This is a genomic window from Rhodococcus sp. YH1 (assembly GCF_009939605.1).
GTDB lineage: Bacteria > Actinomycetota > Actinomycetes > Mycobacteriales > Mycobacteriaceae > Rhodococcus > Rhodococcus aetherivorans.
Map to the genome: position 1 here is coordinate 23,511 of NZ_WVTE01000229.1, position 21,659 is coordinate 45,169.

The 21,659-nt window shown below is 71.8% G+C and carries 24 protein-coding genes and 1 pseudogene; 6 read left to right on the plus strand and 19 right to left on the minus strand.

The window, feature by feature from the left end; translation table 11 throughout:
- Positions 1-2: 2 nt before the first annotated feature.
- Together AIIKEEIJ_RS19920 and AIIKEEIJ_RS19925 are read right to left on the minus strand one after the other, a co-directional pair.
- Positions 3-497 (minus strand): hypothetical protein, encoded by a 495-nt coding sequence (locus AIIKEEIJ_RS19920; protein WP_312026530.1) that lies wholly within the window; start codon positions 495-497, stop codon positions 3-5.
- A gap of 231 nt (positions 498-728) precedes the next feature.
- On the minus strand, positions 729-2,207 hold the full coding sequence (locus tag AIIKEEIJ_RS19925) for a carboxylesterase family protein (protein ID WP_161996414.1): 1,479 nt from the start codon (positions 2,205-2,207) through the stop codon (positions 729-731).
- A 159-nt stretch (positions 2,208-2,366) separates the two neighbouring features.
- Between AIIKEEIJ_RS19925 and AIIKEEIJ_RS19930 the strand changes: the two genes are divergently transcribed.
- A complete protein-coding gene (locus tag AIIKEEIJ_RS19930; RefSeq protein WP_029541426.1) occupies positions 2,367-2,909 on the plus strand; it encodes a flavodoxin family protein in 543 nt (180 codons plus the stop codon).
- A 128-nt stretch (positions 2,910-3,037) separates the two neighbouring features.
- Positions 3,038-3,682, plus strand: a complete 645-nt coding sequence (locus tag AIIKEEIJ_RS19935; protein ID WP_161996415.1) for an MBL fold metallo-hydrolase — start codon at positions 3,038-3,040, stop codon at positions 3,680-3,682.
- Positions 3,683-3,736: 54 nt separating this feature from the next.
- Here the strand turns inward: AIIKEEIJ_RS19935 and AIIKEEIJ_RS19940 are convergent.
- The 12 genes and pseudogenes from AIIKEEIJ_RS19940 to AIIKEEIJ_RS19995 all read right to left on the minus strand — a co-directional run bounded on the left by AIIKEEIJ_RS19940 (position 3,737) and on the right by AIIKEEIJ_RS19995 (position 13,821).
- A pseudogene (locus tag AIIKEEIJ_RS19940) lies at positions 3,737-5,381 on the minus strand (FAD-binding dehydrogenase).
- A gap of 48 nt (positions 5,382-5,429) precedes the next feature.
- On the minus strand, positions 5,430-6,134 hold the full coding sequence (locus AIIKEEIJ_RS19945) for a DUF2334 domain-containing protein (protein ID WP_029541421.1): 705 nt from the start codon (positions 6,132-6,134) through the stop codon (positions 5,430-5,432).
- Positions 6,135-6,164: 30 nt separating this feature from the next.
- Positions 6,165-6,818, minus strand: coding sequence for a 5,6-dimethylbenzimidazole synthase (gene bluB, locus AIIKEEIJ_RS19950; RefSeq protein ID WP_043801563.1), 654 nt, complete (start codon positions 6,816-6,818; stop codon positions 6,165-6,167).
- Between the two features lie 5 nt (positions 6,819-6,823).
- Positions 6,824-7,318, minus strand: coding sequence for a glutathione peroxidase (locus tag AIIKEEIJ_RS19955; RefSeq protein WP_006940357.1), 495 nt, complete (start codon positions 7,316-7,318; stop codon positions 6,824-6,826).
- 69 nt (positions 7,319-7,387) lie between these two features.
- Positions 7,388-8,224, minus strand: coding sequence for a hypothetical protein (locus AIIKEEIJ_RS19960; RefSeq protein WP_006940359.1), 837 nt, complete (start codon positions 8,222-8,224; stop codon positions 7,388-7,390).
- 45 nt (positions 8,225-8,269) lie between these two features.
- Entirely contained in the window at positions 8,270-8,596 is a 327-nt protein-coding gene (locus AIIKEEIJ_RS19965; RefSeq protein WP_161996416.1) for a cupredoxin domain-containing protein, read from the minus strand.
- The gene (locus AIIKEEIJ_RS19970) at positions 8,593-8,937 is read right to left on the minus strand and encodes a plastocyanin/azurin family copper-binding protein (protein ID WP_161996417.1); all 345 of its coding nucleotides are present in this window, start codon (positions 8,935-8,937) and stop codon (positions 8,593-8,595) included. The genes AIIKEEIJ_RS19965 and AIIKEEIJ_RS19970 overlap by 4 nt, the downstream gene beginning before the upstream one ends.
- A gap of 11 nt (positions 8,938-8,948) precedes the next feature.
- A complete protein-coding gene (locus AIIKEEIJ_RS19975) occupies positions 8,949-10,562 on the minus strand; it encodes a multicopper oxidase domain-containing protein (protein ID WP_161996418.1) in 1,614 nt (537 codons plus the stop codon).
- Positions 10,559-11,872 carry a hypothetical protein gene (locus AIIKEEIJ_RS19980; protein WP_161996419.1) on the minus strand — a complete coding sequence of 438 codons (1,314 nt, stop codon included), beginning with the start codon at positions 11,870-11,872 and terminating at the stop codon, positions 10,559-10,561. Before AIIKEEIJ_RS19980 ends, AIIKEEIJ_RS19975 begins: the two co-directional genes overlap by 4 nt.
- Positions 11,869-12,531 (minus strand): methylamine dehydrogenase light chain, encoded by a 663-nt coding sequence (locus AIIKEEIJ_RS19985; protein WP_029541405.1) that lies wholly within the window; start codon positions 12,529-12,531, stop codon positions 11,869-11,871. The genes AIIKEEIJ_RS19980 and AIIKEEIJ_RS19985 overlap by 4 nt, the downstream gene beginning before the upstream one ends.
- A 44-nt stretch (positions 12,532-12,575) precedes the next feature.
- The gene (locus tag AIIKEEIJ_RS19990; protein WP_006932024.1) at positions 12,576-13,190 is read right to left on the minus strand and encodes a redoxin domain-containing protein; all 615 of its coding nucleotides are present in this window, start codon (positions 13,188-13,190) and stop codon (positions 12,576-12,578) included.
- 40 nt (positions 13,191-13,230) lie between these two features.
- Entirely contained in the window at positions 13,231-13,821 is a 591-nt protein-coding gene (locus AIIKEEIJ_RS19995) for a MauE/DoxX family redox-associated membrane protein (protein WP_235431167.1), read from the minus strand.
- A gap of 438 nt (positions 13,822-14,259) precedes the next feature.
- On the opposite strand from AIIKEEIJ_RS19995, the gene AIIKEEIJ_RS20000 reads away from it, so the two are divergent.
- Both AIIKEEIJ_RS20000 and AIIKEEIJ_RS20005 read left to right on the plus strand, forming a co-directional pair.
- A complete protein-coding gene (locus AIIKEEIJ_RS20000; protein ID WP_161996424.1) occupies positions 14,260-15,741 on the plus strand; it encodes an APC family permease in 1,482 nt (493 codons plus the stop codon).
- Complete coding sequence (locus AIIKEEIJ_RS20005) at positions 15,738-16,499, plus strand: IclR family transcriptional regulator (protein ID WP_006932018.1); 762 nt, start codon at positions 15,738-15,740, stop codon at positions 16,497-16,499. The genes AIIKEEIJ_RS20000 and AIIKEEIJ_RS20005 overlap by 4 nt, the downstream gene beginning before the upstream one ends.
- A gap of 36 nt (positions 16,500-16,535) precedes the next feature.
- On the opposite strand, the gene AIIKEEIJ_RS20010 is transcribed toward AIIKEEIJ_RS20005, so the two are convergent.
- Both AIIKEEIJ_RS20010 and AIIKEEIJ_RS20015 read right to left on the minus strand, forming a co-directional pair.
- On the minus strand, positions 16,536-17,801 hold the full coding sequence (locus AIIKEEIJ_RS20010; RefSeq protein WP_161996420.1) for a serine hydrolase domain-containing protein: 1,266 nt from the start codon (positions 17,799-17,801) through the stop codon (positions 16,536-16,538).
- Between the two features lie 34 nt (positions 17,802-17,835).
- A complete protein-coding gene (locus AIIKEEIJ_RS20015) occupies positions 17,836-18,903 on the minus strand; it encodes a helix-turn-helix transcriptional regulator (protein WP_006932013.1) in 1,068 nt (355 codons plus the stop codon).
- Between the two features lie 87 nt (positions 18,904-18,990).
- On the opposite strand from AIIKEEIJ_RS20015, the gene AIIKEEIJ_RS20020 reads away from it, so the two are divergent.
- Together AIIKEEIJ_RS20020 and AIIKEEIJ_RS20025 are read left to right on the plus strand one after the other, a co-directional pair.
- Positions 18,991-19,452, plus strand: a complete 462-nt coding sequence (locus AIIKEEIJ_RS20020; protein WP_050034629.1) for a hypothetical protein — start codon at positions 18,991-18,993, stop codon at positions 19,450-19,452.
- Entirely contained in the window at positions 19,449-19,853 is a 405-nt protein-coding gene (locus tag AIIKEEIJ_RS20025) for a DUF1304 domain-containing protein (protein ID WP_006932010.1), read from the plus strand. Before AIIKEEIJ_RS20020 ends, AIIKEEIJ_RS20025 begins: the two co-directional genes overlap by 4 nt.
- A gap of 4 nt (positions 19,854-19,857) precedes the next feature.
- Here the strand turns inward: AIIKEEIJ_RS20025 and AIIKEEIJ_RS20030 are convergent, their stop codons facing one another.
- The 3 genes from AIIKEEIJ_RS20030 to AIIKEEIJ_RS20040 form a co-directional block, all read right to left on the minus strand.
- Complete coding sequence (locus AIIKEEIJ_RS20030) at positions 19,858-20,631, minus strand: (2Fe-2S)-binding protein (protein WP_006932009.1); 774 nt, start codon at positions 20,629-20,631, stop codon at positions 19,858-19,860.
- Positions 20,624-21,406, minus strand: a complete 783-nt coding sequence (locus AIIKEEIJ_RS20035; protein WP_029541391.1) for an ABC transporter ATP-binding protein — start codon at positions 21,404-21,406, stop codon at positions 20,624-20,626. The genes AIIKEEIJ_RS20030 and AIIKEEIJ_RS20035 overlap by 8 nt, the downstream gene beginning before the upstream one ends.
- A partial coding sequence (locus tag AIIKEEIJ_RS20040; protein ID WP_161996421.1) for an iron chelate uptake ABC transporter family permease subunit occupies positions 21,403-21,659 on the minus strand: 257 nt, incomplete at its 5' end. The genes AIIKEEIJ_RS20040 and AIIKEEIJ_RS20035, both read right to left, overlap by 4 nt.

Below are 21,659 nucleotides of genomic sequence, written 5' to 3' on the forward strand. Positions count from 1 at the left end.
GCTCAGCACCCCTGCGTGTCGAGGAGGACACAGTCCCACGTGACGGTCCGCTCCGCCGGGATGCGGCCACCGCCCTCCCACAGCGTCGGCGGCCCGGACGGGTGCACCGAATACCAGCCCGGATACCGGGCCGGCGTGCGATTCGCGAGCTGGGTGATCCAGCCCCGGCGCACGATCCGGCCCCGCGCGGTCGGCACCGTGTGGTGGAACACACCGAGGTAGCGGTCGTAGAGCAGGCAGCCGGAGACCGTGTCCTGCCCGTCCTCCGGGTATCCGGGCGGGAGCAGCGCCGACACCCCGTCCCCGAGGTGCGCGACCCGGTCGAACCCACCCGGCGTGCGCGCCGGGACCCGCTCGACGCGAGCGGGCAGGTTCCGGCTGATCAGTTCCGGCGGCAGCATGTGCGGCAGGCACCACTCGGTCGTGCCCTCGATCGTGTCCCCGACGTGCAGCCGTTCGTAGCCGGGTTCGAGGTCGACGAGCATCCAGATCCTCACGCCCGCCACCCTCGCCGACCGGCCGGCACCCGAGCGAGCGGACCCGAGGGCGCAGCACTGTTCCCGTCGTTACCGACCCGGGCACCGATCGGAGCCGGCTCGGTGAAACGATGCGTCATCACAGCCCGGTGCACTCGACGAAGGCCCGGAGGGCGACGCCTCCGGGCACCGGGATACCGTGCGGCCGCCCTCCCCGCCGCGGGCGCTGCCGTCACGGATTCCGCTGCGACGTCACCCGATCCAGCACGCCAACTCGTCGGCGCGCGGATCGGCCACCACCCGCTCACCCTCACCGCCGAACACCCGGACCGGCCGCGAGGCACCGATCGGCGCCCATCCCGGACCTCCCGTGGTCGCGAACTGCACCCAGGCGCGGTGCATCTCGTCGGCGAGGGCCTGCGGGGGCCGATCGCCGGTGAGCCGGTGGGAGACGTCGAGGCGGTCGAAGACGAACGCGATCTCGAGGGCATGGCACGCCCGCAGATCCTGCACCGGGCTCGGCCAGGCGAACTCGTACAACCACGCCGTGCCACCGCGGCGGGCGACCGCGTCGGCCAGGGTGACCGTGCCCGACCGGAAGGCGTAATCGGTGAGGACGGCGGCGAGCACGTCGCCGGGAGTCGCGCCCGGCCGGTGGGCCGCGTACAGGTCGGCGAGCGCGGGATCGATCCCGTACCGCTGCAGGACGAACGGCAGGTTGTCGTCGGTGATCGCCGCGGCGATACCGGTCGGCACCAGGAAGAAGCGGAACTCGTCCGTGGTCGTGCCGGCCAGCACCGGCACACCCGTGCCCGCTCCGGCGGCGATCGCGTCGATCGGCAACGACGGCAGAATCTCCCCGTCGATCGTCGGGAACATGCTCATCACGCCCAAGCCGCGCTGCACCACCGACCCGCCCCACCGGGCCGGGTCCGGATTCTGGGCGAGGTCGAGCCCGAGAGCGTCCTGGGCCGCCTGCAGGACGTCCGGGGCAAGGGCCCCGAACGCCTCGGCCGTGGCCGGCACACCCAGGCGGTCGGCGAGGACAGCCCCCACCCGGCGCGCGTCCTCGAGGTCCGAGGCGGCCGTGGCGTTGCCGCTCTGCACGACGGCGCGGTGGAACAGTCCGCTCGCGGCGGGCGAGGCCAGCAACGTGGCCACGCTCATCCCGCCCGCCGACTCGCCGAACACCGTCACGTTGTCCGGGTTGCCGCCGAAGGCCCGGATGTTGTCCTGCACCCAGCGCAGCGCGGCGAGCTGATCCAGCAGGCCACGATTGTCCGGCGCGCCGTCGAGCGACAGGAACCCGGTGACGCCGAGCCGGTAGTTGATGCCGACCAGCACCACACCGTCGCGCGCGAAGGCGCGTCCGTCGTAACTGTCGATCCGGTTCGAGCCGCGGGTGAACGCGCCACCGTGGATCCACACCATCACCGGCAACCCGGAGGCGCCCGGATTGGGTGTCCACACGGACAGATTCAGGCACTCGTCGCCGGGTTCGATGACGTTGCCGAGCAATGCGGCCGCCGGAGCGGCGTACGGCGCCTGAGGGCAGGTGGGGCCGGGCGCGGTGGCGTCGCGGACACCGTCCCAACTCGGCGCCGGGCCCGGGGCCGCGAACCGCGCCGCCCCCACCGGGGCGGCCGCGTACGGAATGCCCAGAAAGGCCCACACTCCGTCGGTCGGCGTGCCCCGAACCGTTCCCCCGGTCGTCTGCACCGTATCCGTCATGCCCCGATCCTCTCCTCGCAGCTCCTCACAACGCCACCCACCCGAGCGAATGTATCGCTGATCTCCGTAGGCCGACGGAAAGTCACATTCGCTCGGTCCGACGGCTCCTATGCTGAGTTGGACGGTCGTCGACTTTCCGCTCAGCCGAGGAGGCGCGGCATGCGAGCACTGGTGGTGTACGAATCGATGTTCGGGAACACCCGTCACGTGGCGGAAGCCGTCGCGCGCGGGCTGGGACCGGCGGACGCGGTGCGCACGGTCCCCGTGACGCAGGCGCATGAGGAGAACCTGTCCGAATACGACCTGGTGGTCGTCGGCGGCCCGACGCATGCGCACGGCATGAGCCGGGAGTCGACGCGCCACGGCGCGGTCGAGCAGGCCGAGAAACCCGACAGCGGGCTGACGCTCGAGCCGGACGCCGAGAGCGAGGGCGTCCGCGAGTGGCTCGATTCGCTGCCGGCCGGCGGCGGGAAGGCCGCATCGTTCGACACGCGCATCGACATGGCGGCCGTCCTGACCGGGCGCGCCGGCAAGGGCATCGCCAAGAAGCTGCGCAAGCACGGGTTCGAACTCGTCGCCGATCCGGAGAGCTTCCTCGTCGACAAGCAGTCGAAGCTCGAGCCCGGCGAGGAGGATCGGGCCGAGCAGTGGGGCCGCTCGCTCGCCCAGCAGGCAGCGAGCGGGTCCGAGGAGCTGCGCTGACCCGCCCGCGGGCCGAGCGAATGTATCGCTCATCTCCGTAGGCCGACGGAACGATACATTCGCTCGGCGCAACCCGGACGCGAGATTGCTCGGCGCGCCGCCGCACGCGACGGTCCATACTCGGGTGCATGCGACTGACCCACTTCGGACATTCCTGCCTGCTCGTGGAGCACCTGGGCGCGACGATCCTGTTCGACCCGGGGAATTTCTCGCACGGCTTCGAGGGCATCACGGGGCTCGACGCGATCCTGGTCACCCATCAGCACCCGGACCACGCCGACCCGGCGCGACTGCCGGCGCTGGTGGAGGCCAACCCGGGGGCCGCCCTGTACGCGGACCCGCAGACCGCCGCTCAGCTGGGCGGCGGCTGGAAGGCCGTGCTCCCGGGCGACGCATTCACCGTCGGCGACGTGCGCGTGCGCGGCACCGGAGGCCGGCACGCCGTCATCCACCCGGAACTGCCGGTCATCGACAACACCGCCTATCTGCTCGGCGACGCCGAGAACCCGGCGCGGCTGCTGCATCCGGGCGCTTCGCTGTACATCCCGAACGAAGAGGTCGACGTGCTCGCGCTGCCCGCCGCGGCACCGTGGCTGAAGATCTGGGAGTCGGTGGACTATCTGCGCGCGGTCAATCCGCGGGTGGCCGTGCCGATCCACCAGGGCATCGTCGCGGAGCAGGCCACCGGCATCTTCTACGGCCGTTACTCCGAGATGGCGCCGGAGGGCACCGAGTTCCGGGTGCTGCCCGCCGAGGATTCGGTCGAGGCGTAACCGCCGGTGCGTCCTTTGGGCTGCAGTAGCCGCCCAAAGGACGCACCGGCCGCGTCAGCGGCCTGCGGTCCTCCCGGCGGCGCGGCCGGAGAAGATGCAGCCGCCGAGGAACGTGCCCTCGAGCGAGCGGTAGCCGTGTACCCCGCCGCCGCCGAATCCGGCGACCTCACCGGCGGCGAACAGGCCCTCGAACACCGAGCCGTCGGCCTTCAGCACCCGGCCCGACAGGTCGGTCTCGAGCCCGCCCAACGTCTTGCGCGTCAGCAGGTGCAGCTTGACCGCGATCAGCGGTCCGGCCTTGGGATCGAGCAGCCGGTGGGGGGCGGCGATGCGGGTGATCCGGTCCGGCAGGTAGGCGCGGGCCGCGCGCATCGCCGCGACCTGCAGATCCTTGGTGTACTTGTTCGCGATCTCGCGATCGCGGGACTCGACGACCTGCTTGACCGTCGCGTAATCCAGCGGCGCATCCGGGGTGATCTCGTTCATTCCTGCCACCAGTTCGGCGAGGGTGTCGCGGACGACGAAGTCGACGCCGCGGCGCTTGAACGCCTCCACCGGTCCGGGTGCGCCGGGCTTGACCCGCTGCAGCACCTTGCGGATGTCGCGTCCGGTCAGGTCCGGGTTTTTGTTCCTGGCCGGAGAGCGCGAACTCCTTCTCGATGATCTTCTGGTCGAGCACGAACCAGGTGTGGTCGTGGCCGCTGCGCACGATGTGCTCGAGGGTGCCGAGGGTGTCGAAGCCCGGGAACAGCGGCACCGGCAGTCGCTTGCCGGTGGCGTCGAGCCACAGCGACGACGGGCCGGGCAGGATGCGGATGCCGTGGTTGGGCCAGACGGGGTCGTAGTTGGTGATGCCCTCGGTGTAGTGCCACATCCGGTCGCGGTTGACGACGCGCCCGCCGGCGCGTTCGGTGATCTCGAGCATCCGCCCGTCGACGTGCGCCGGCACGCCGGTGAGCATGTGCTTCGGCGGGTCTCCCAGCCGCTTCGGCCAGTTCTTCTTCACCAGGTCGTAGTTGCCGCCGATGCCGCCCGACGTGACGATCACCGCGCCGGCCGAGAGTTCGAACTCGCCGGTCGCCACGCGCGACGACGCCACGCCCCGCGCCGCCGACGACGGCTCGAGCACGGTTCCGCGCACCCCGGTGACGGCGTTGCCGGTGACGACGAGGTCGTCGACGCGGTGCCGGTTCCGCAGGATCACCCGGCCGCGCTCGACGCCGTCGAGCACCCTGCGGGCGAAGATCTCGACGAGGGCCGGTCCGGTGCCCCACGTGATGTGGAAGCGCGGCACGGAGTTGCCGTGACCGCCGGCGTCGTAGCCGCCGCGTTCGGCCCAGCCGACCATGGGGAACAGCTTCAGCCCGCGTTCCTTCAGCCACGCGTGCTTTTCTCCGGCCGCGAACTCGACGTAGGCCTGCGCCCAGCGGCGCGGCCAATAGTCCTCGTCCTCCCGGTCGAAGGCGGCGCTGCCCATCCAGTCCTGCAGGGCCAGGTCGTACGAGTCGCGGATGCCGAGCCGGCGCTGCTCGGGGGAATCCACGAAGAACAGCCCGCCGAACGACCAGAAGGCTTGTCCCCCGAGGTTGTGCGAGTTCTCCTGGTCGACGAGCACCACGGTGCGCCCGGCGTCGATGAGTTCGGCCGTGGCGACGAGCCCGGCCAGGCCGGCGCCCACCACGATCACGTCTGCGTCCATGCCCGCCAACCTACTGCAGGGTAGGTTCGTGTGGGCGGATCTTCGGGCTCAGGCCGCGCCGAGTGTGCGCAGGCGCGGCGGCCAGCGGTAGACGGAGGGCTGCGCCTCGAGGTGCAGGGCGAGGTCGATCGCGTCGAGCATCGCCTGCCGCGGCCCCGGCCGGTCGAGTTGCTTGCCGGAGATCGACAGCCGCAGCAGCCCGCCGCGCCGTGCGACCCGGGCGGCGCCGATGACCATCGCCCGGCACCACCACGGTTCGGCCTTGGCGCCCTCGCCGATGCCGAACACCCGTGCATGGGTGACGGTATCGCGGTCGAGGTCGTGGATTCCGGCGGCGCCGGCCAGGAGCCGGAAACCGGTGGCGGGCAGCGCCGCGACGGCCCCGGGCGAGGCGAGCCAGCGCGGCGGCGCGAACAGCCGGGTCCGCAGCCCCGTCTCCTCGAGCACCCGGTCGGCGGCGAGCAACCGCAGCCGCGCCTCGTGTTCGGGCAGGACCGCGAACTCGGCGCGCCGCCGCTTGGTCGCGGCCTGATCGTAGCCGTGGAGCACGATGGCGTCGCCGCCCTCGCGACGCTCGAGCAGCCACTCCTGGGTGTGCGGGTCGCGCGCCAGCCGGTAGTGATCCTTCAGTCGCGGCGCGACGAGCAGCGACAGCGGCACGCCGCGGGCGTCCATCTCCCGGGCGAAGTCGTCCACCGCCGGGCGGGTTTCGTCCCTGATGCCCGACACCGACACGATCAGCTGGCCGCTCATGGGCTCCACGGTGCCAGGGCCGGGTGAACGTCAGGCGTCGCGGACCTGAAGGGTTTCGGCATGCACGGCGTCGGCGAGGGGCCGGCCGGTCCGCCACCCGAACCGTTCGAGGTCCGGCACCTCCTGCAACCGCGTCACGAGGCCGACGCACAGCCACGCGATCGGCCGCACCGGGGTCCGCGCCCCGACGAAGTCGGCGAGGAACGCCTCGTCGTAGAACGAGACCCAGCCGACACCGAGTCCTTCGACGGTCGCCGCGAGCCACAGGTTCTGGATCGACAGCACCGCCGAGAACACGCCCACGTCGTCGATCGTGTGCCGGCCGAGGATGTGCTGCCCGCCCCGCGACGGGTCGTAGGTGACCACGATCCCGGTGCCGGACTCGGCGATGCCCTCGACCTTGATGGGGTCGAAGGTGCGCCGCCGCTCCTCCGGCAACGAGTCCGCGAACGCGCGACGGCATCCGGCGACGTGGTCGGCGAACTCGGCGAGCCGCTGCGGGTCGCGGACCACCACGAAGTCCCACGGCTGGGTGTTGCCGACGCTGGGCGCGGCGTGCGCCGCACCCAGCACCCGCCACAGGACCTGCTCGTCGACGCGCTCGCCGGTGAACTCCGCGCGGACGTCGCGGCGCGCACGGATCACGTCGTACAGGGCCGCCCGCGCATCGATGGTGTCGGTCATCGCGGTCAGCGGGGCAGCGCGGCTTCGATGGCCGCGATCACCTCGGGGGCGTCGGGCTCGGTGCGCGGCCGGAACCGGGCGACGACGTTCCCGTCCGGCGCGACGAGGAACTTCTCGAAGTTCCACTGCACGTCGCCGGCCTCCCCGTTCGCGTCGGGGTGCTGGGTGAGCTCGGTGTAGAGGGGGTGCCGGCTCTCGCCATTGACGTCGATCTTCTCCATCAGCGGGAACGTGACGCCGTAGTTGGTGGAGCAGAAGGTCCGGATCTCCTCGGCGGTGCCCGGCTCCTGGCCCATGAACTGGTTGCACGGCACACCGACCACGGTCAGGCCCCGGTCCGCGTACTCGACGGCGAGCTTCTCGAGCGCCGTGTACTGCGGGGTCAGGCCGCACTTGGAGGCGACGTTGACCACGAGGACCGCGCGGCCGTCGAACTCGGCGAGGGAGGTGGGCACCCCGCCGAGGGTGTTGATGCCGATGTTCTGCAGAGAAGTCGTCATGCCGCCCGACGTTAGTCGCGGCGGTCCCGGGTGCGGTAGTGCGCCCGGAAACCGCCGCGAACCGGCACGTCAGAGTGCGGCGACGACCGCGAACGCACCGAGGGCGACGAGCACGGCGCCGGTCAGCGTCTGCACGCGGCGGTCGACCACGCACATCGCCGACAGGAAGCCCGGCATCGACCCGCCGCCGCGGGTGTGCAGGATCGCCAGCAGGCTCGGCAGGCACCGGCCGAGCGAGACGAGCGTGAACAGGGCGGCGCCGAGCGCCGGGGAGCCGACCACGGCGACGCCGAGCACCAGCAGGTAGTACGCGCTCGACCGGATGAAGATCACGAAGCCGGGTCCGATCATGGCGCCGAAGAGCAGCGAGACCTTCCACGGGGCCATCGACCGGCGCAGGTGCCGCGGCAGCTGCCGGCGGCGCATCGGCGTCGGCAGCGTCACCAGACCCAGCTCGTGCAGACCGTAGGCGAACGCGACGACGCCCCACGCGACGAGCGCCCACGTCACCGGGACGGATCCGGCGACGAGCGCACCGAGCGCGCCGACGAGCGCACCGGTGGGGGCGCCGGTCGCGACCGACCCGAGCGCGTGCCAGCCGAGCCGGCGCACCGGCGTCGACGAGCCCGCGCGGTCGGGCTGCTTCGGAGCCGCGACGACGCCGGCGACCGACATGCCGCACGTCGACCAGTTCGCGGCCAGGGCGGTGACGGCGCCGGCACCCACGACCGCGGCGGTCGTCGCGGCGGGTCCCGACGGCGTGAGGAGCGCCGCCGCCCCGGCACCGGCGACGCCGGCGGCGGCGATCAGCGCCGCCCGGGTGCGCGACGGCACGGCCTTCTGCAGGGTGGGACGGATGTCCGGCACGTCCGTCGTCAGCGGCTCGTGCGTGAGTACTGCTGTCATGACTTCCTCCAAGGGGTCGGTGTTCTCCGGATTCGGACGACTGGTTCAGGATTCGGTGACGGTGACGGTGCCGGTCATGTACCGGTGGACCGAGCAGGTGTACTCGTAGGTTCCCGGTTCGTCGAAGGTGTGGGAGTACGTGCCTCCCCCGGTGATCCCGCTGTCGAACCGCCCCTCCGACGTGACCTGGTGCAGCACCCCGCCGTCCTCGAACCGCCATTCGACGGTGCCGCCGGCCGGCACGGTCACGTCGGGCGGAGCGAAGTGGACGTTGCTGACGACCACCACCGCGTCCGGGGGCCGATCGGACGGGCCGCAGGCCGTGACGAGCGGAAGCAGCAGGGCCGCAGCCCACCCCGGCCGCCGGGTCATTCCCGGACGATCACGGTGCCGACCATCATCGGGTGCGGCGTGCAGTGATAGGTGAACGTGCCGGCGTCGTCGAAGGTGTAGGAATACGTTCCCTCGGTGAGGAGTTCACTCTTCAGCTCCCCCTCGAGGGGGCCCTCGCCCACGACGTCGTGCGGCAGTCCGCCGTCGTCGAATCGCCATTCGACGGTCTGCCCCTTCTCGATCGTCACCGACTCCGGGTTGTAGGCCATGTTCCTCACCTCCACGACGACGGCCGGTTCGGCCGAACCTCCGGCGCTGCCGCACGCGGACAGGCTCGCCGCGGTCAGCAGGCCGGCGAGCAGGGTGACGGACCTTCTCATGGCGATTCCTCTCATCGGATGTACCGCAGGTTCGCGGTCATGCCGGCTTCGAAGTGGTAGGCGTTGTGGCAGTGGAACATCCATTCGCCCGGATTGTCGGCATCGAATTCGATCGCAAGTTCGGTGCCGGGCAGCACGTTGACCGTGTCGCGGCGCAACCCGCCGTACGCGCCGATCGCGAAGGTGTGTCCGTGCGTGTGCATGGGGTGCCACATGGTGGACGAGTTCTTCATCGTGATCCGCACGCGTTCACCCTGTTTCATGACGAGGCGGCCGGCGTCGGCGCCGGCCATGCCCCACACGTAGCGGTCCCCTGCCTGGATCAGCTCGATCCGGTAGTCCCGGTCGGGTTCGCGCGGGTCGAGCCGCACGGTGTCGGCAGGCCGCAACGCGCTCTCCGCGACGAGCCGGCCGCCGAGTTCGGGGATCGCATCGCCCACGTCGGCGTCGGCCATCGGCACCGCATCCGGGGTGCGCAGCACCGTCGAGGCATACCCTTGCCGCCCTTCGACCTTCGCGACGATCGGCCACACGCCCGACTTCACGGTGACGAGGACGTCGTAGCGTTGCGCCATTCCGACGACGATCGTGTCGGCGACGGTGGGCTGCACGTCGAAGCCGTCCGCCGCGACGATCGTGAGTTCGTGCCCGGCCACCGCGAACCGGTACGGGGTCTCCGCCGCCGCGTTGACGATCCGCAGCCGCAACCGCTGCCCCGCCGCGGCGACGACCGGGGCGGGATCATTCGGAGGACGACCGTTGATCAGGTGCAACGGATACGCGATGTGCTGGGTCATCCCGCCGAGGGGCGCGGAGTCGCCGTGCCCGGCGCTCACCAGCCGCCGGGCGACGTCCATGTCGCCGGCCGGGTGCGCGCCGGGTGCCGCACCCCCGCCGTGGCCGCCGTGACCGCCGGAGATCGCGGGGTTGAGCGCCGTGAGCACGGCGTCGGGCGTGGTGCCCAGGCCGTCGACCCAGTCGTCGAGGACCAGGACGGCGTCGGCGTCGGCGCCGGTGCGGTCGTCGGGGTCCTCCACGATCAGGGCGCCGAACAGGCCGCGGTCGGCCTGCAGGCCGCTGTGCGAGTGGTACCAGTGGGTGCCGGGGTCCGGGACGACGAAGCTGTAGTCGAACGTCGTGCCCGGTGCGATCGCCGCCTGGGTGACGGGCGCTGCGCCGTCCATGTCGTTGCGGATCCGGATGCCGTGCCAGTGGAGCGTGGTGTCGGCGTCCAGGTCGTTGCGCACCGCGGCGTCGAGCCGGTCGCCCTTGCGTACCCGCAGTTCCGGGGCGACGGCGTGCCCGCCGTAGGTCCAGGTGTCGACCAGGCGTCCGCCCAGGTCGACGGTGGAAAATCCGGCGGCGAGCGCGAACGACGCCACGGTGCCGTTCCACCCGCGGGCGGCCTCGGCGGCGGCGATCTCCGGATCGGCCGGGGAAATGTAGTCGAGATCGGACGCCGCCGATCGTGTGTCCGAGCCGGTGGCCGCCGGCTGCGTACCGGACGATGCGGTAGCGCAGCCGGCGGCACCGAACCCGAGCGCGCTCATTCCCAGCACCCCGGCTCCGAGGGAGCCCAGGGCGAGGAATCGGCGCCGGCCCAACCCGTTGTCGGGTTGTCTCATCCGATCACCTCGGGGGTGAGCAGGTCGGTGAAATCCTCGACGTTGCCGCTGATCTCCGCCGAGGAGACCTGTTGCCCGGTCGCGGCGTCGAACCCGACGATGCGCTGTGCCGCCTCGCCCTGACCCTCCGGATTGCCACCGAGGACGTAGAACGTCGCGCCGTCGAGGGAGAACGCCATGCTCGCGATGTCGGTCAGCCCCAGGTCCTGCAGGCTCAGCGACCGGATCGGTGCGAGGTTCGCGGCGTCGGACAGCACGATGCGGGCCAGGTCGCCGCCGCGCGCGGAACTGGGATGGATCGGTGAGTCGGTGTAGGCGATCGCGATCCGGGTGCCGGTGTTGTCGATGACGTCGCTCGCGAACCGCCCATCGGGCTGACCGGCGTTGCCGATCGGCGTCACCGCGCCCTGCGGCAGGCCGTTCGAGAAGTCGAAGACGTACACGTCGCCGTTCTCCCCGACCAGCAGGGCCTTGCGCGCCTCGGCGGCCCACCCGACCTTCCGGGCGCTGACGAAGTCCTCCGGCAGCACCTTCGCCCGGGCGGTCTCGGCCGGCACGCCGTCGTCGCCGACGGAGATCCGGATCAGCTCGCCGGTCTCCTCGCACACGCTGTAGATCTCGTGGTCCACGGTCCAGGTGAACGGTCCGCAGCCGACGATCTGCACGGCCCCGCTCTGCTGCTTCGTCTCGAGGTCCACGACGCGGACGCCGTAGAGCCCGTCGTCCCACGTGACGAAGTACCGCCCGTCGGAGGTGACCGCGTTGGAACCGGGCCGCGAGTGCACGCGCGCGACGTCGGGCAGCAGCGCCTCGGCCGGCTCGAGCAGATTCCCGGAGTAGGTGCTGACGGTGAAGTCCGCGGCCCCCCGCGAGCCGCGGGGGCGCCACACCTCGGCGGCGAGAACGGCCGGATCGGACGGGGTCTCGCCGACGAAGCCGTGGATCACGGGGTCCCAGATGCCGGGGCCGACGACGATGCGGCTGCCGGCGACGCCCGTCTTCGGGTCGAGGACGTTGACGCCGAGCTCGAGCTTGCCGAATCCGCCTGCCACGGCGACGAGCTGGTCACGTCGGATGGGGTCGATCTCGGCGACGTGCAGCGGTTCGGGGATGGTGTCGCCGATCTCCTGGTCGTCGTGGCCGAGCGAGATGCCCTCGCCGGGGGTGCTGAATTCGACGGTGGGATAGGTGACGTCGCCGGCGGTGTTCGCGTCGTCGCCGGACGAGCCGCAACCGGCGAGGGTGACGAGCAGCGCGAGCGGAACGACGGCCGCGGCGGGACGCACGAGGCGGCGGGAACGCGATGTCATGATCCGGCACCGACCTTCGGGCGGTCGGCGGGACGGGCCTGGCAGTCCTCGCCGATGATGGGGGCCATGGTGCAGGTGTACGACTGGGATTCGTCGGACACGCACCAGATGATCTCCTGGTCGTAGCTGCCCGAGACCGGGTTGTACATGACGGCCTGCATGTCGGGCTCGCCGCAGAAGGCGTTGGAGCACGACGGGGCGCCGCAGCAGTCGTAGTAGGCGATCAGGTAGGTCTTGCCGGTGTCGGGGTTGGTGCAGCAGCCCACCCAGAATTCGGCGCCCGGCTTGCTGCCCGGCGCGCACGTGGTCACTCCGCCTCCGTTGCAGGCAGCGCAGGAGGTGCCGTCCATGTTGCACCAGCGCCAGTACTCGCACTCGGCGGGATCCTTGCCGTCGTACACGGGCACGAGCGGTTCCGGGCCGGGCTCGGGGGCGGGTTCCTGCGCGAACGCGGTGCGGGTCACCGGAAGCGAACTGATGAGCGCCACCCCCGACACGCCCATCGTCCAGCGGCCGAGGCGGCTGATCATCGAGCGGCGCGACACCTGTTCCGACATCCGGCGTCCGGTCCGGCTCATGAACGAGCCGCCCTTGCCGGCCATCCAGGCGGCTTGTTCCTTGACGGTCTCCTCGTCGACCGGATACCGGTTCTCGTACATCTCTTCCAACGCATCTCTCCGTTCGTCCAGGGGGAAGGCGGGATTCAGGCGCTCGCGGCGGCGCGGGCCTTGGCCTGTTCGTGCAGGTGCTGCAGCGACGGGGTGCCGGTCTCGAGGGCGTTGAGCAGGCTCTCGACCTGGGCCATGTGGTTGCACAGCCCCTTGGCGCGGATCCTGCCGTGCTCGTCGAGGATCACCCCGTAGGGGGTGGTGCCGACCTGGTAGGCGATGCCGACGTCGCGGCCGTCGACGTAGCTCAGTTCGGTGCCGATGTTGCTGCCGGCGAGGAACTGCCGGTGTTCCTCCGGTGTGCCGTCGGAGACGATCACGACGTCGAGGTCCTTCTCCGCCTTGGCCATCGCCCGGATGCCGGGCAGCAGGCTCTTGCAGGTGGAACAGGTGGGCGCCGTGAACAGCAGCAGCTGCGGCCTGTCGCGGTGGCCGCCGACGCCGACGGTGCGGCCCACGTGGTCGGTGAGGCCCCGGAAGGACGGGCCGGCCTGCTCGATCTTCGGACCGGTGTCCATCATGCGGGCCCCGAGGGGGCCGAGCCGGACCTGCACCCGGCCGATCTCGCGGGCCAGCGCGAGCACCATCAGGAACAACACGGCGACCGCCACCACCAGCACGATGATCGCAACGAGAAATATGGTGTCCATCTGTCGTCCTGTCTCGGAAAGTGTTGTGGAAGAAATGGTTTCAGGCCCCGTAGCGCGACACGGCAGAGACCGCGCGCAGTTCGATGGACGCGCCGGTCAGGTGCTCGTCGACGGGCCGGCGCCCGACGTGGACCACGGAGCGCAACTGGGCCACCGCGAGCCCGGCGGCGAGCGCGAGCGCCGCGAGCGCGATTGCCGCCACCTGCTGGAGCGCGGCGATCGTCGCGGGTCCGGTGAGGGCCAGCACGATCGACGCGGCGGCGAACGCACCGGCCCGCACGGAGTGGAACCAGCCGATGCGCGGTGCCTCGCCGTGGCCGCCGAACGCGAAGCAGCCGCAGTCGAGCTCGCGCCGGCCCCGCGCGAGGTTCACGGTGAGACCGACGAAGAAGCCGAGGAACAGCACCGCCGCGACAGCCGCGGCGGCACTGCCGGCGACGCCGAGCACCAGCAGGGCACCCACGGCGATCTCCGCGGCGGGCAACACCCGCGCGACCGCCCGTTCCAACACGGGCGGCAGCAGCCGATAGCCGCGGACGACGCGCAGCAGCCCCTCGTGATCGCCGGCCTTCGGCACCCCGGCGAGCAACAACGTCCCGCCGACGAGCGCCGCAACCACCGCCCAGATCATGGTCGTCCCCTTCGCAGTCGAGTGATCGTGCCGGTCAATCGTGCGCACCGGATGCGTCGCGAACGGGTCGTCGGGGAAACGTCCGGGGGCACCGCGAGTGGAACCGGCCGTGGCGGCGCGCCCCATGCGGACACTGCAGGTGGGACACGGTCTCCGGCGCTCGGGGGACCGTGTCCGCACGGGGCACGGGGCCGTGCGGTGGCGCGGGCCACAGCGCCGCGTCGGGCGGATTCCCACTTGCCGTCCACATGTCGTTCGCGGAGGTAACCGTCGCGTAACACCGCGGCGCTACGTTGTCCCTCGCCCTGAGGCGTTTCACCGCCCGAGGTGCCGGCACCGCCGGCTGCACGGACGCACAGACGGGATACGACGATCGTGACAACCGCACTCCGGGCCGCGATTGCCCGCTCACGGGACGCCGAAACCCATCGGGATCCGGTGTATTCGCCGCTGCGCGCCCTCGGCCGCCGTCAGCTCACCCCGATCGATCTGCTCGGCCAGTCCCTGTCGACGATCGCGCCGGCCACCGGGATGGTGTTCATCGCGCTGTGGATGGTGACCCACCGGCCGGGCGTCGGCGGTCTGCTGGCGATCGCGGGGACCACCGCCGTGGTGGTGCTGGTGGCGCTGTGCATCACGCAGTTCACGCGGCGCCTCGCCGCGGCCGGGTCGCTCTACAGCTTCGTGTTCCAGGGCCTGAGTGCCCGCGCGACCCTCACCACGGGCGCGGCGCTGCTGCTGGGCTATCTCGGCATCTCGATCTCGGTGATGTCGCAGGCCGCACAGAGCCTGCTCCGCATCGCAGACCTGCTCGGCATGCACGTGCCCGGCGCCGCGCCGTGGTCGGTCACGATCGGTCTCGTCGCGGTTGCCGTCGCGGTGGTCACGGTGCGCGGCGTGCGGTTCGCGACGCGCGCCATCCTGCTCGTCGAGGCGTGCTCGCTCGTGCTCATCGTGGCGCTCATGCTCGGCACCCCGGCCGGTGCGGGCACGGCCACCACCGAACTGCCGGACGCACCCCTGAGCCTCATGCCGTTCCTCGCGATGCTCACCGTGCTGTCGATGGCGGGCTTCGAGAGCGCCGCGTTCTTCGGCCCGGAGGCCAAGCGGCCGTTGGTGACCGTCACTCGCACCGTGCTGATCTCCCCCGTCGTCGTCGGTGTCCTGTTCGTGTTCGCGGCGTGGGCCGCGTTGTCCGGCCACGGCGCCGTCGTCGTCGGCGCGTACTTCGACGGCACGGCGTCCGGCGCGAGCGTCGGTGTGGTGCTCGCGGTGCAGGCGGGCATGACGTGCTCGTGGCTCGCGTCGACCCTGGGGTGCGCGCAGGCGGGTTCCCGGCTGCTGTACTCGATGGGTGTCGAGCGGGTGCTGCCGAGCGCCCTCGCCCGTGTCCACGACCGGTTCCGCACCCCGCACGTGGGCGTGCTCTCCTTCACCGCCGCGGGTTTCGCCGGCGCGTGCCTGTACGCGTCCCTCGCGGGGGCGGATTCGGGGGCGTTCGACGGCGTCGTGGAGATCGGCCTCGTCGTGGCCTACACGCTGGTGGCCGTCGCGTCGCTGCGATTCCTGCACCGCATCGGCGAGCACACCGTCGTGACGCGGGCGGCCGCGCTGTTCGTCTCGGTCCTGGGGATGGGCCTGCTCGGCTACATCGCCGTCGACGGCACCGCGCACGGCGTATGGGTCGTGCCCGCGACACTCTCGGCGGTCGCGGCGTCCGGCACGGTGTGGCAGTACGTGCTGCGCCGGGTCCGGCCCGGCAGCCTGACGACCATCGGTGCGTTCGACTCGGTCGAGACCGGGGACATCCTCCCCGGGGCGGGGACCCTCGTGATCGGCGCGGACGGGCGGCGGCGCATCCTCCCGGACGTCCCGCACCCCGGCGACGACGCCCGTCCCCGCGACGGGAACCCGGGTTGACCGCGCACGTGTCCGTGCACGCGGACGATTCGCACTTCAGCGGACAGCAGCCGCGCGCGGTGCAGAAGGCGCTGGGGATGCTCGAGGCCGTCGCGCAGCTCGGCCCCGGCACATCCGCGAAGGAGATCGCCAGGTTCGCCGGGGTGCCGCCGACCACCGCGTACCGCATGCTCAACCTGCTCGTGGCCGACGGATTCCTCGTCCGCGTGCCGGACCTGTCCGGCTTCGCGCTGGGTCGTCGCACCGCGGAGCTCGCGCAGGCGGCCGCGGAGACGAGCCCGTCGCCGACGCTGCACGACGTCGTCGAGGAGCTGCGCACCCACACCCGATTCGGGGTGCACGTCGCCTCGTTCGCGGCCGGGCGGCTGCGGTTCGTCGACAAGGACCCCGACCACGAGATCATCGCCATCGGCGTGCTCGCGAAGAACCTGCACGCCAACGCCCTCGGCAAACTCATGTTGGCGCACCATCCGCACGTGCGTCCCGATCCGGAACTGCGGCGCCTGACCGACCACACGATCTGCGACCACGACGTCCTCGCCGAGGAACTGCGCGCCGTCGCCGCCGCGGGCTACGCGTACGAGGGCGAGGAGTGCCGGACCGGGCGGGCCGCGCTGGCGGTGCCGATCCGGGACCGTTCGGCGTTCGTCGTCGGCGGCCTCTACCTGCAGGGGTCGGCGTCGCGGGTCACCCCGGACGACGCGGTGCTCGTGCGGTTCCTCTTCGACGGCTCGGCACGCCTGTCGGGGCTGCTGTGACGGCGTGAGTCACCGGGTGGGCCGCGGCGGGGTTCGTCACCGGGTGGGCCGCGGCGGGGGTGCGTCGTCCGGGGCGAGGTGCGCACCGATCCGACGGAACAGCGTGTCGGCCTCGTTCCGGTACGCACCGGTGTCGTCGAACGCCGCCGGGTCGAAGGTGACGGCGACGGCGACGGCGATCTTCCGCGACGGCAGGTATGCCTCGACCGCGGCGTACCCACCGAACAACGGGTTCTGCATCAGCCAGTTGCCGGTGACCACCACACCGAGGCCATAGGTGTAGCCCTCGGACTGCGGGAAGCACGTGGGGCAGCCGGGCAGCGCGGTGGTCCGGCCGCGCAGGTCCGTCGACACCATCGCCCGGTACGACTCCGGGGAGAGCAGCGTGCCGGTGCCGACGGCGACCGCGGTGTCGTGCAGGTCGTGGATGTCGGTGGTCTGGACGGCGCCGCGGGTGATGGTCCAGGACGGGTCCCAGAACGTGGATTCCTCGTAGAAGGGTGTCGCGGCGGGGATCCCGAGCGCCTGCCGGCGTTCCGAGCTGAACGCATGCAGCACCGGCTCCGGGATCGCCGGCGTCTGCGACGGCGTCGTGCCGTCCAGCCCGAGCGGGTCGAGTACCTTCTCCTGCAGCAGTTCCGCCACCGGCCGGCCGGTGATCTTCTCGAGGGCCAGGCCGAGGATCACGTAGTTGGTGTGCGCGTAGTTCCAGTTGGTGCCGGGCTCGTAGAAGAGGGGCTGGGACGTGCCGTAGGCGATGAGCTCGTCGGGCGTCCAGTTCCGGAACGGGTCCCGGTAGATCGCATCCGACAGTTCGGGATTCTGCACGTAGTCGGCATAGCCGGAGGTCATCTGGGCGAGCTGCCCGAGGGTGACCCGGTCCGAATTCGGAATGTCGGGCAGCCACGTCGAGACCTTGTCGTCGAGGCGGACCTTCCCCTCGTCGACGAGTTGCAGCAGCAGCGTGGCGACGTAGGAGATGGCCACCGCGCCGTTGCGGAAGTGCATGTCGGTCGTCGCCGGCACGCCGGTGGTGGATTCGCCGTAGGCGCGGGTGAGGATCTCCCTGCCGTCGACGGTGACGCGCACGACCGCCGCCTTCAGGTGCGTCTCCGCCATGGTGTCGCGCACGATCCGGTCCACGGCCTCGGCCTGTGCGGGGTCGGCCGACGAGGCGGTCCCCGATGCGGCCGCGGTGTCGGCGGATCCGGACGGGCCGGGCGCGGCATCGTCCGTCGACGTGCAGGCGGTCAGGAGGCCGAGTGCGCACAGTACGGACAGGATCCGCCGGTTCAGGGGCATGCCTGATCTTGGCAGATGCGCTCGGCCGGTGCGATCACTCCGGCCCGGCGGCTGTGGTTCGGCGCAGGTCCCGATCGGACCGCAGGCGGGCGGTGAGTTCGGCCCTGCTGCGGACTCCGGTCTTCGTGTAGATCGCCTTGAGGTGATCGTGGACGGTGTTCGGAGTGATACCGCGACGGTCGGCGATCTCGGCGGTCGAGTATCCGGCCATCACCTCGAGGCACACGTCCCGTTCGCGGGCGGTGAGCGCGTACGCGGCGAGCAGCAACTCGGCGAGTTCGAGGCCGGTCGCATGCTCGATGGTGACCACGGTCTGCGGTTCGGCACCGCCCAGCAGCGCGGTGGCCCGCATCAGGATCCACCCGCCGGTGGCGTCGCGGATCCGCGTTCGGAACACACCCGAACCGCTCGCACGCGCCCCGAACGCGGCGGCGCGCACCATGACGGCCAGCCGTCCGGGCGCGATCTCGTCGAATCGGTCCTGCCAGTCGCGGGCGGCCGCTGTGAGCGCGAGCGGCTCACCCGCGGCCCCGGTGAGTACGACCGCCGGACCCGGGTCGCCCAGGCGGGAGGCGGCGGTGGCGCACACGGCGGCGCGGGTCGCCGACGCCACCGCCGGCGCCACCCGCGTGAGGAACTCGACCTCCGAGTCGGTGAAGTCCGCCCCGGACCGAACGAATCCGGCCGCACCCCAGCACAGTCCGCCGATGCGGAAGATCACGCGCAGTTCGTGGTCCAACCCGAGCGGACGCCACACCCCGGCGTGGCGAAGACTGTGGGCCACCTCGTCCGGGGGCAGCTCGGATCCCCGGGCCGCACTGCGGCCGTTGCGGAACAGCTCGGCGAAAGTGCCGGGATCCCGCCCGCGGTACTCGCTCTCGGCGAGCAGCGGCTCGTATTCCGGCGGAACCCGGTCGGGTCCGCTCGTCATGGAACCGATCGTCAGGGACCGGGGATCGATCATCGCCCAGCACGTCAGGTCGCTGCGCACCGTCCGGCCGACGAGTTCGATGGCGCGCCCGTGCACCTGCGTCACATCGGCGCCCGCGGCCGCGAGCGCCACCACCTCGCGGCCCACCTTCTCCGCCCGGATCTCGAGCATGAACCCAGTATGCGCTGGTGGCGGACCTGTACCCATCCCCGTTTTCGGGGATGGGCCATCGGCCGGGCGGTTCCTAACGTGACAGACATGTCCGACAACATCGAACTCTGCAGGATGGGCGAGGGCCGTCGCCTCACCCTGCCCGACGCAACCGTCACGGTCCTGTCCACCGGTGCACACGCCGGCGGAGCCTACGAGCTCTTCCTCGTCGAGGCCCCGCGCACCGAGCCGGCGCCGCTGCACGCCGAACCGTGGGCCAAGTCGTATCACGTGCTGAGCGGCCGGATCCTGGTCCGTGCCGCAGCGACCGGTCACGAGCTCGCGGCCGGGGACACGATCACCCTCGCGCCGGGAACGGTGAACTCCTTCACCGTCCTGACCGACGCCGCGACCTTCCTGCTGATCGCCGCCGGGACCTCGATGGGCGGATTCTTCGGCGCGGTCGACGCCCTCGGGCACGAGCGTCCACCGGACGAGACGGGTCGGGCTCTCCGAGAGGTCGCCGACCGGTACGGGGTCACGCTCGCAGCGGAGGCAGGTGCGTCGTGATCGTTCTCGCGCAGGTCGCCGCGCTGGTCGGCGCGGCCGTGCATCTGCTCGCCTTCGTGTGGGAGACGCTGCTGTTCCGGCGGCCGTCGATACACGAAGACCTGTTCCGCATCCCCACCGGCGACGTCGCAGCGGTGCGGATGTGGGCGTTCAACGTCGGCTTCTACAACCTGTTCCTCGGCACCGGCGCGCTGATGGGGGTGGCCCTGTGGCGGGCCGGCGAGGACACGGTCGGACGCGCGCTCGTGCTCTACACGTGTTCGTTCATGCTGCTCGCCGGGATCGCCCTGTTCGTCTCGGACCGCATGGCCATGAGCCGGCCCCGCGGCGCCGGGCTCGGGGGTGCCGCGGCGCAGTGCACGCCACCGGCGATCGCGCTGATCGCGCTCGCGGCAGCCTGATCCGCTACTCCTGCGCGGCGACGTACCGCCCCAGCGCCGCGGCGCGGTCGGCCGGTGACCGGCGCGGGCAGCTCGTGCACTTGCCGCTGTCGGTCGCCCGGTAGATCAGGCAGCAGGAGCTGCGTCGCACGAAGCGTCGCCCGTCCGCCGGTTCCGGCGATCCGGGAGCTGCCGCCGTGACGCTGCCGGTGGGATCGACGTCGACGAAACGCGGTGGCAGCAGCGGCGGCCGCGACAGCGCGGCGGCGAGGGTGCACCCGTCGTCGACGCGGTGGGCGGCACGCCCGGCGTCGAGGGCACGGTTGGCGATCGAGTCGGACGCGACGGCCCACAACGCCCGCTCCGGCGCACCCGACACCCGCGCGAGCGGCGCGATGATCGCCGACAGCGCCGGCACGAGAGCGCGCGCAAAGGCATCGCGCCCGGGCAGCAGGCGCGAGGAACGCACCGCGCCGAGGTAGCCGTCCTCCCGCAGCACGCAGCGCAACCGGGCCGGGTCGGGATCGGGAGCGTGGCCGGTGGCCAGGAGCATCGCGACGGGTCCGGCCACCAGGGTCGAACTGGCCGAGTACCACCAGAGCGTGCCGTTGACCCGAGGGTCGCTGCAGTCCCACCTGCGGCCGGTGTCGGATACCCGTCCGGCCAGCCACTGCGGATCGGTCGTCACCGTGCCCGGAAGGACGGCGGTCCCGAGGTCGACGGTGTGCGCGAAGTCGCCGAGCAGGGTTCGGGCCGCGGCGTAGGCACGCGCCGCGGCGTCGGCGTGCCCGTCAGGCATCGGCGAGCCCCCAGACCTCGAGCGTGCGTCGTCCGTCGCCGTCCACAGCCACCCGGCCACGAACTCCGAAGACCCCCGCCAGCACGGCGGGATGCAGGACGTCTTCCGGGGTTCCCGCAGCGACCACCGATCCGTGGTCCAGTACCGCCATGCGATCGCAGTACGCGGCCGCCAGCCGCAGGTCGTGCAGCGTCACCAGCACGGCGAGCCCGTCCGCGGCGAGGCTGCGCAGCAACTCCAGCACGGTCAGCTGGTGGCGCAGGTCGAGATGATTCGTCGGCTCGTCGAGCAGGAGCACGCGGGGTTGCTGGGCCAGGGCCCGGGCTATGGACACACGCTGGCGTTCCCCACCGGACAGGGCGAGCACGTCGCGATCGGCGAGGTGCAGCAGCCCGAGCCGGCCGAGCACATCCTCGACGACCACCCGGTCGTCGTCACCGAACGGTTCGAGCCATCCCCGCCGGGCGGTGCGTCCCAGCTGCACCGATTCGCGCACGGTCGTCCCACCGAGCGAGACCGGCTCCTGGACGCCGACCCCGACGAGGCGCGCGAGCGTGCGGCGCTTCAGGTCCGTGACGTCCTCGTCGCCGACGGTGATCGCGCCGGCCCCGACCCGCACCGCGCGGTAACAGGCGCGCAGCAGGGTCGTCTTGCCGCTGCCGTTGGGCCCGACGAGGGCGAGCACCCGGCCCGGGGCCACGTCGAGGTCCACCCCGTCGAGTACGGTGCGTTCGCCCAGCCGCGCGCGGACCCCGGTGGCGCGCAGGCGGGTCATCGTGCCCGCCCGTAGCTGCGCCACAGCATGACGAGGAAGGCGGGCGCACCGAGCAGACCGGTGACGACCCCCACCGGCAGCTCGGTCGAGCCGCTGACCGAACGGGCGACCATGTCGGCCAGGACCAGCGCGAGCGCCCCGGCCACCGCCGCCACGGGTATCAGCCGGACGGTGTTGCGGCCGACGAGATGGCCGGCGATGTGCGGGATCAGCAGTCCGATGAATCCGACGGTCCCCGAGACGGCCACCGCCG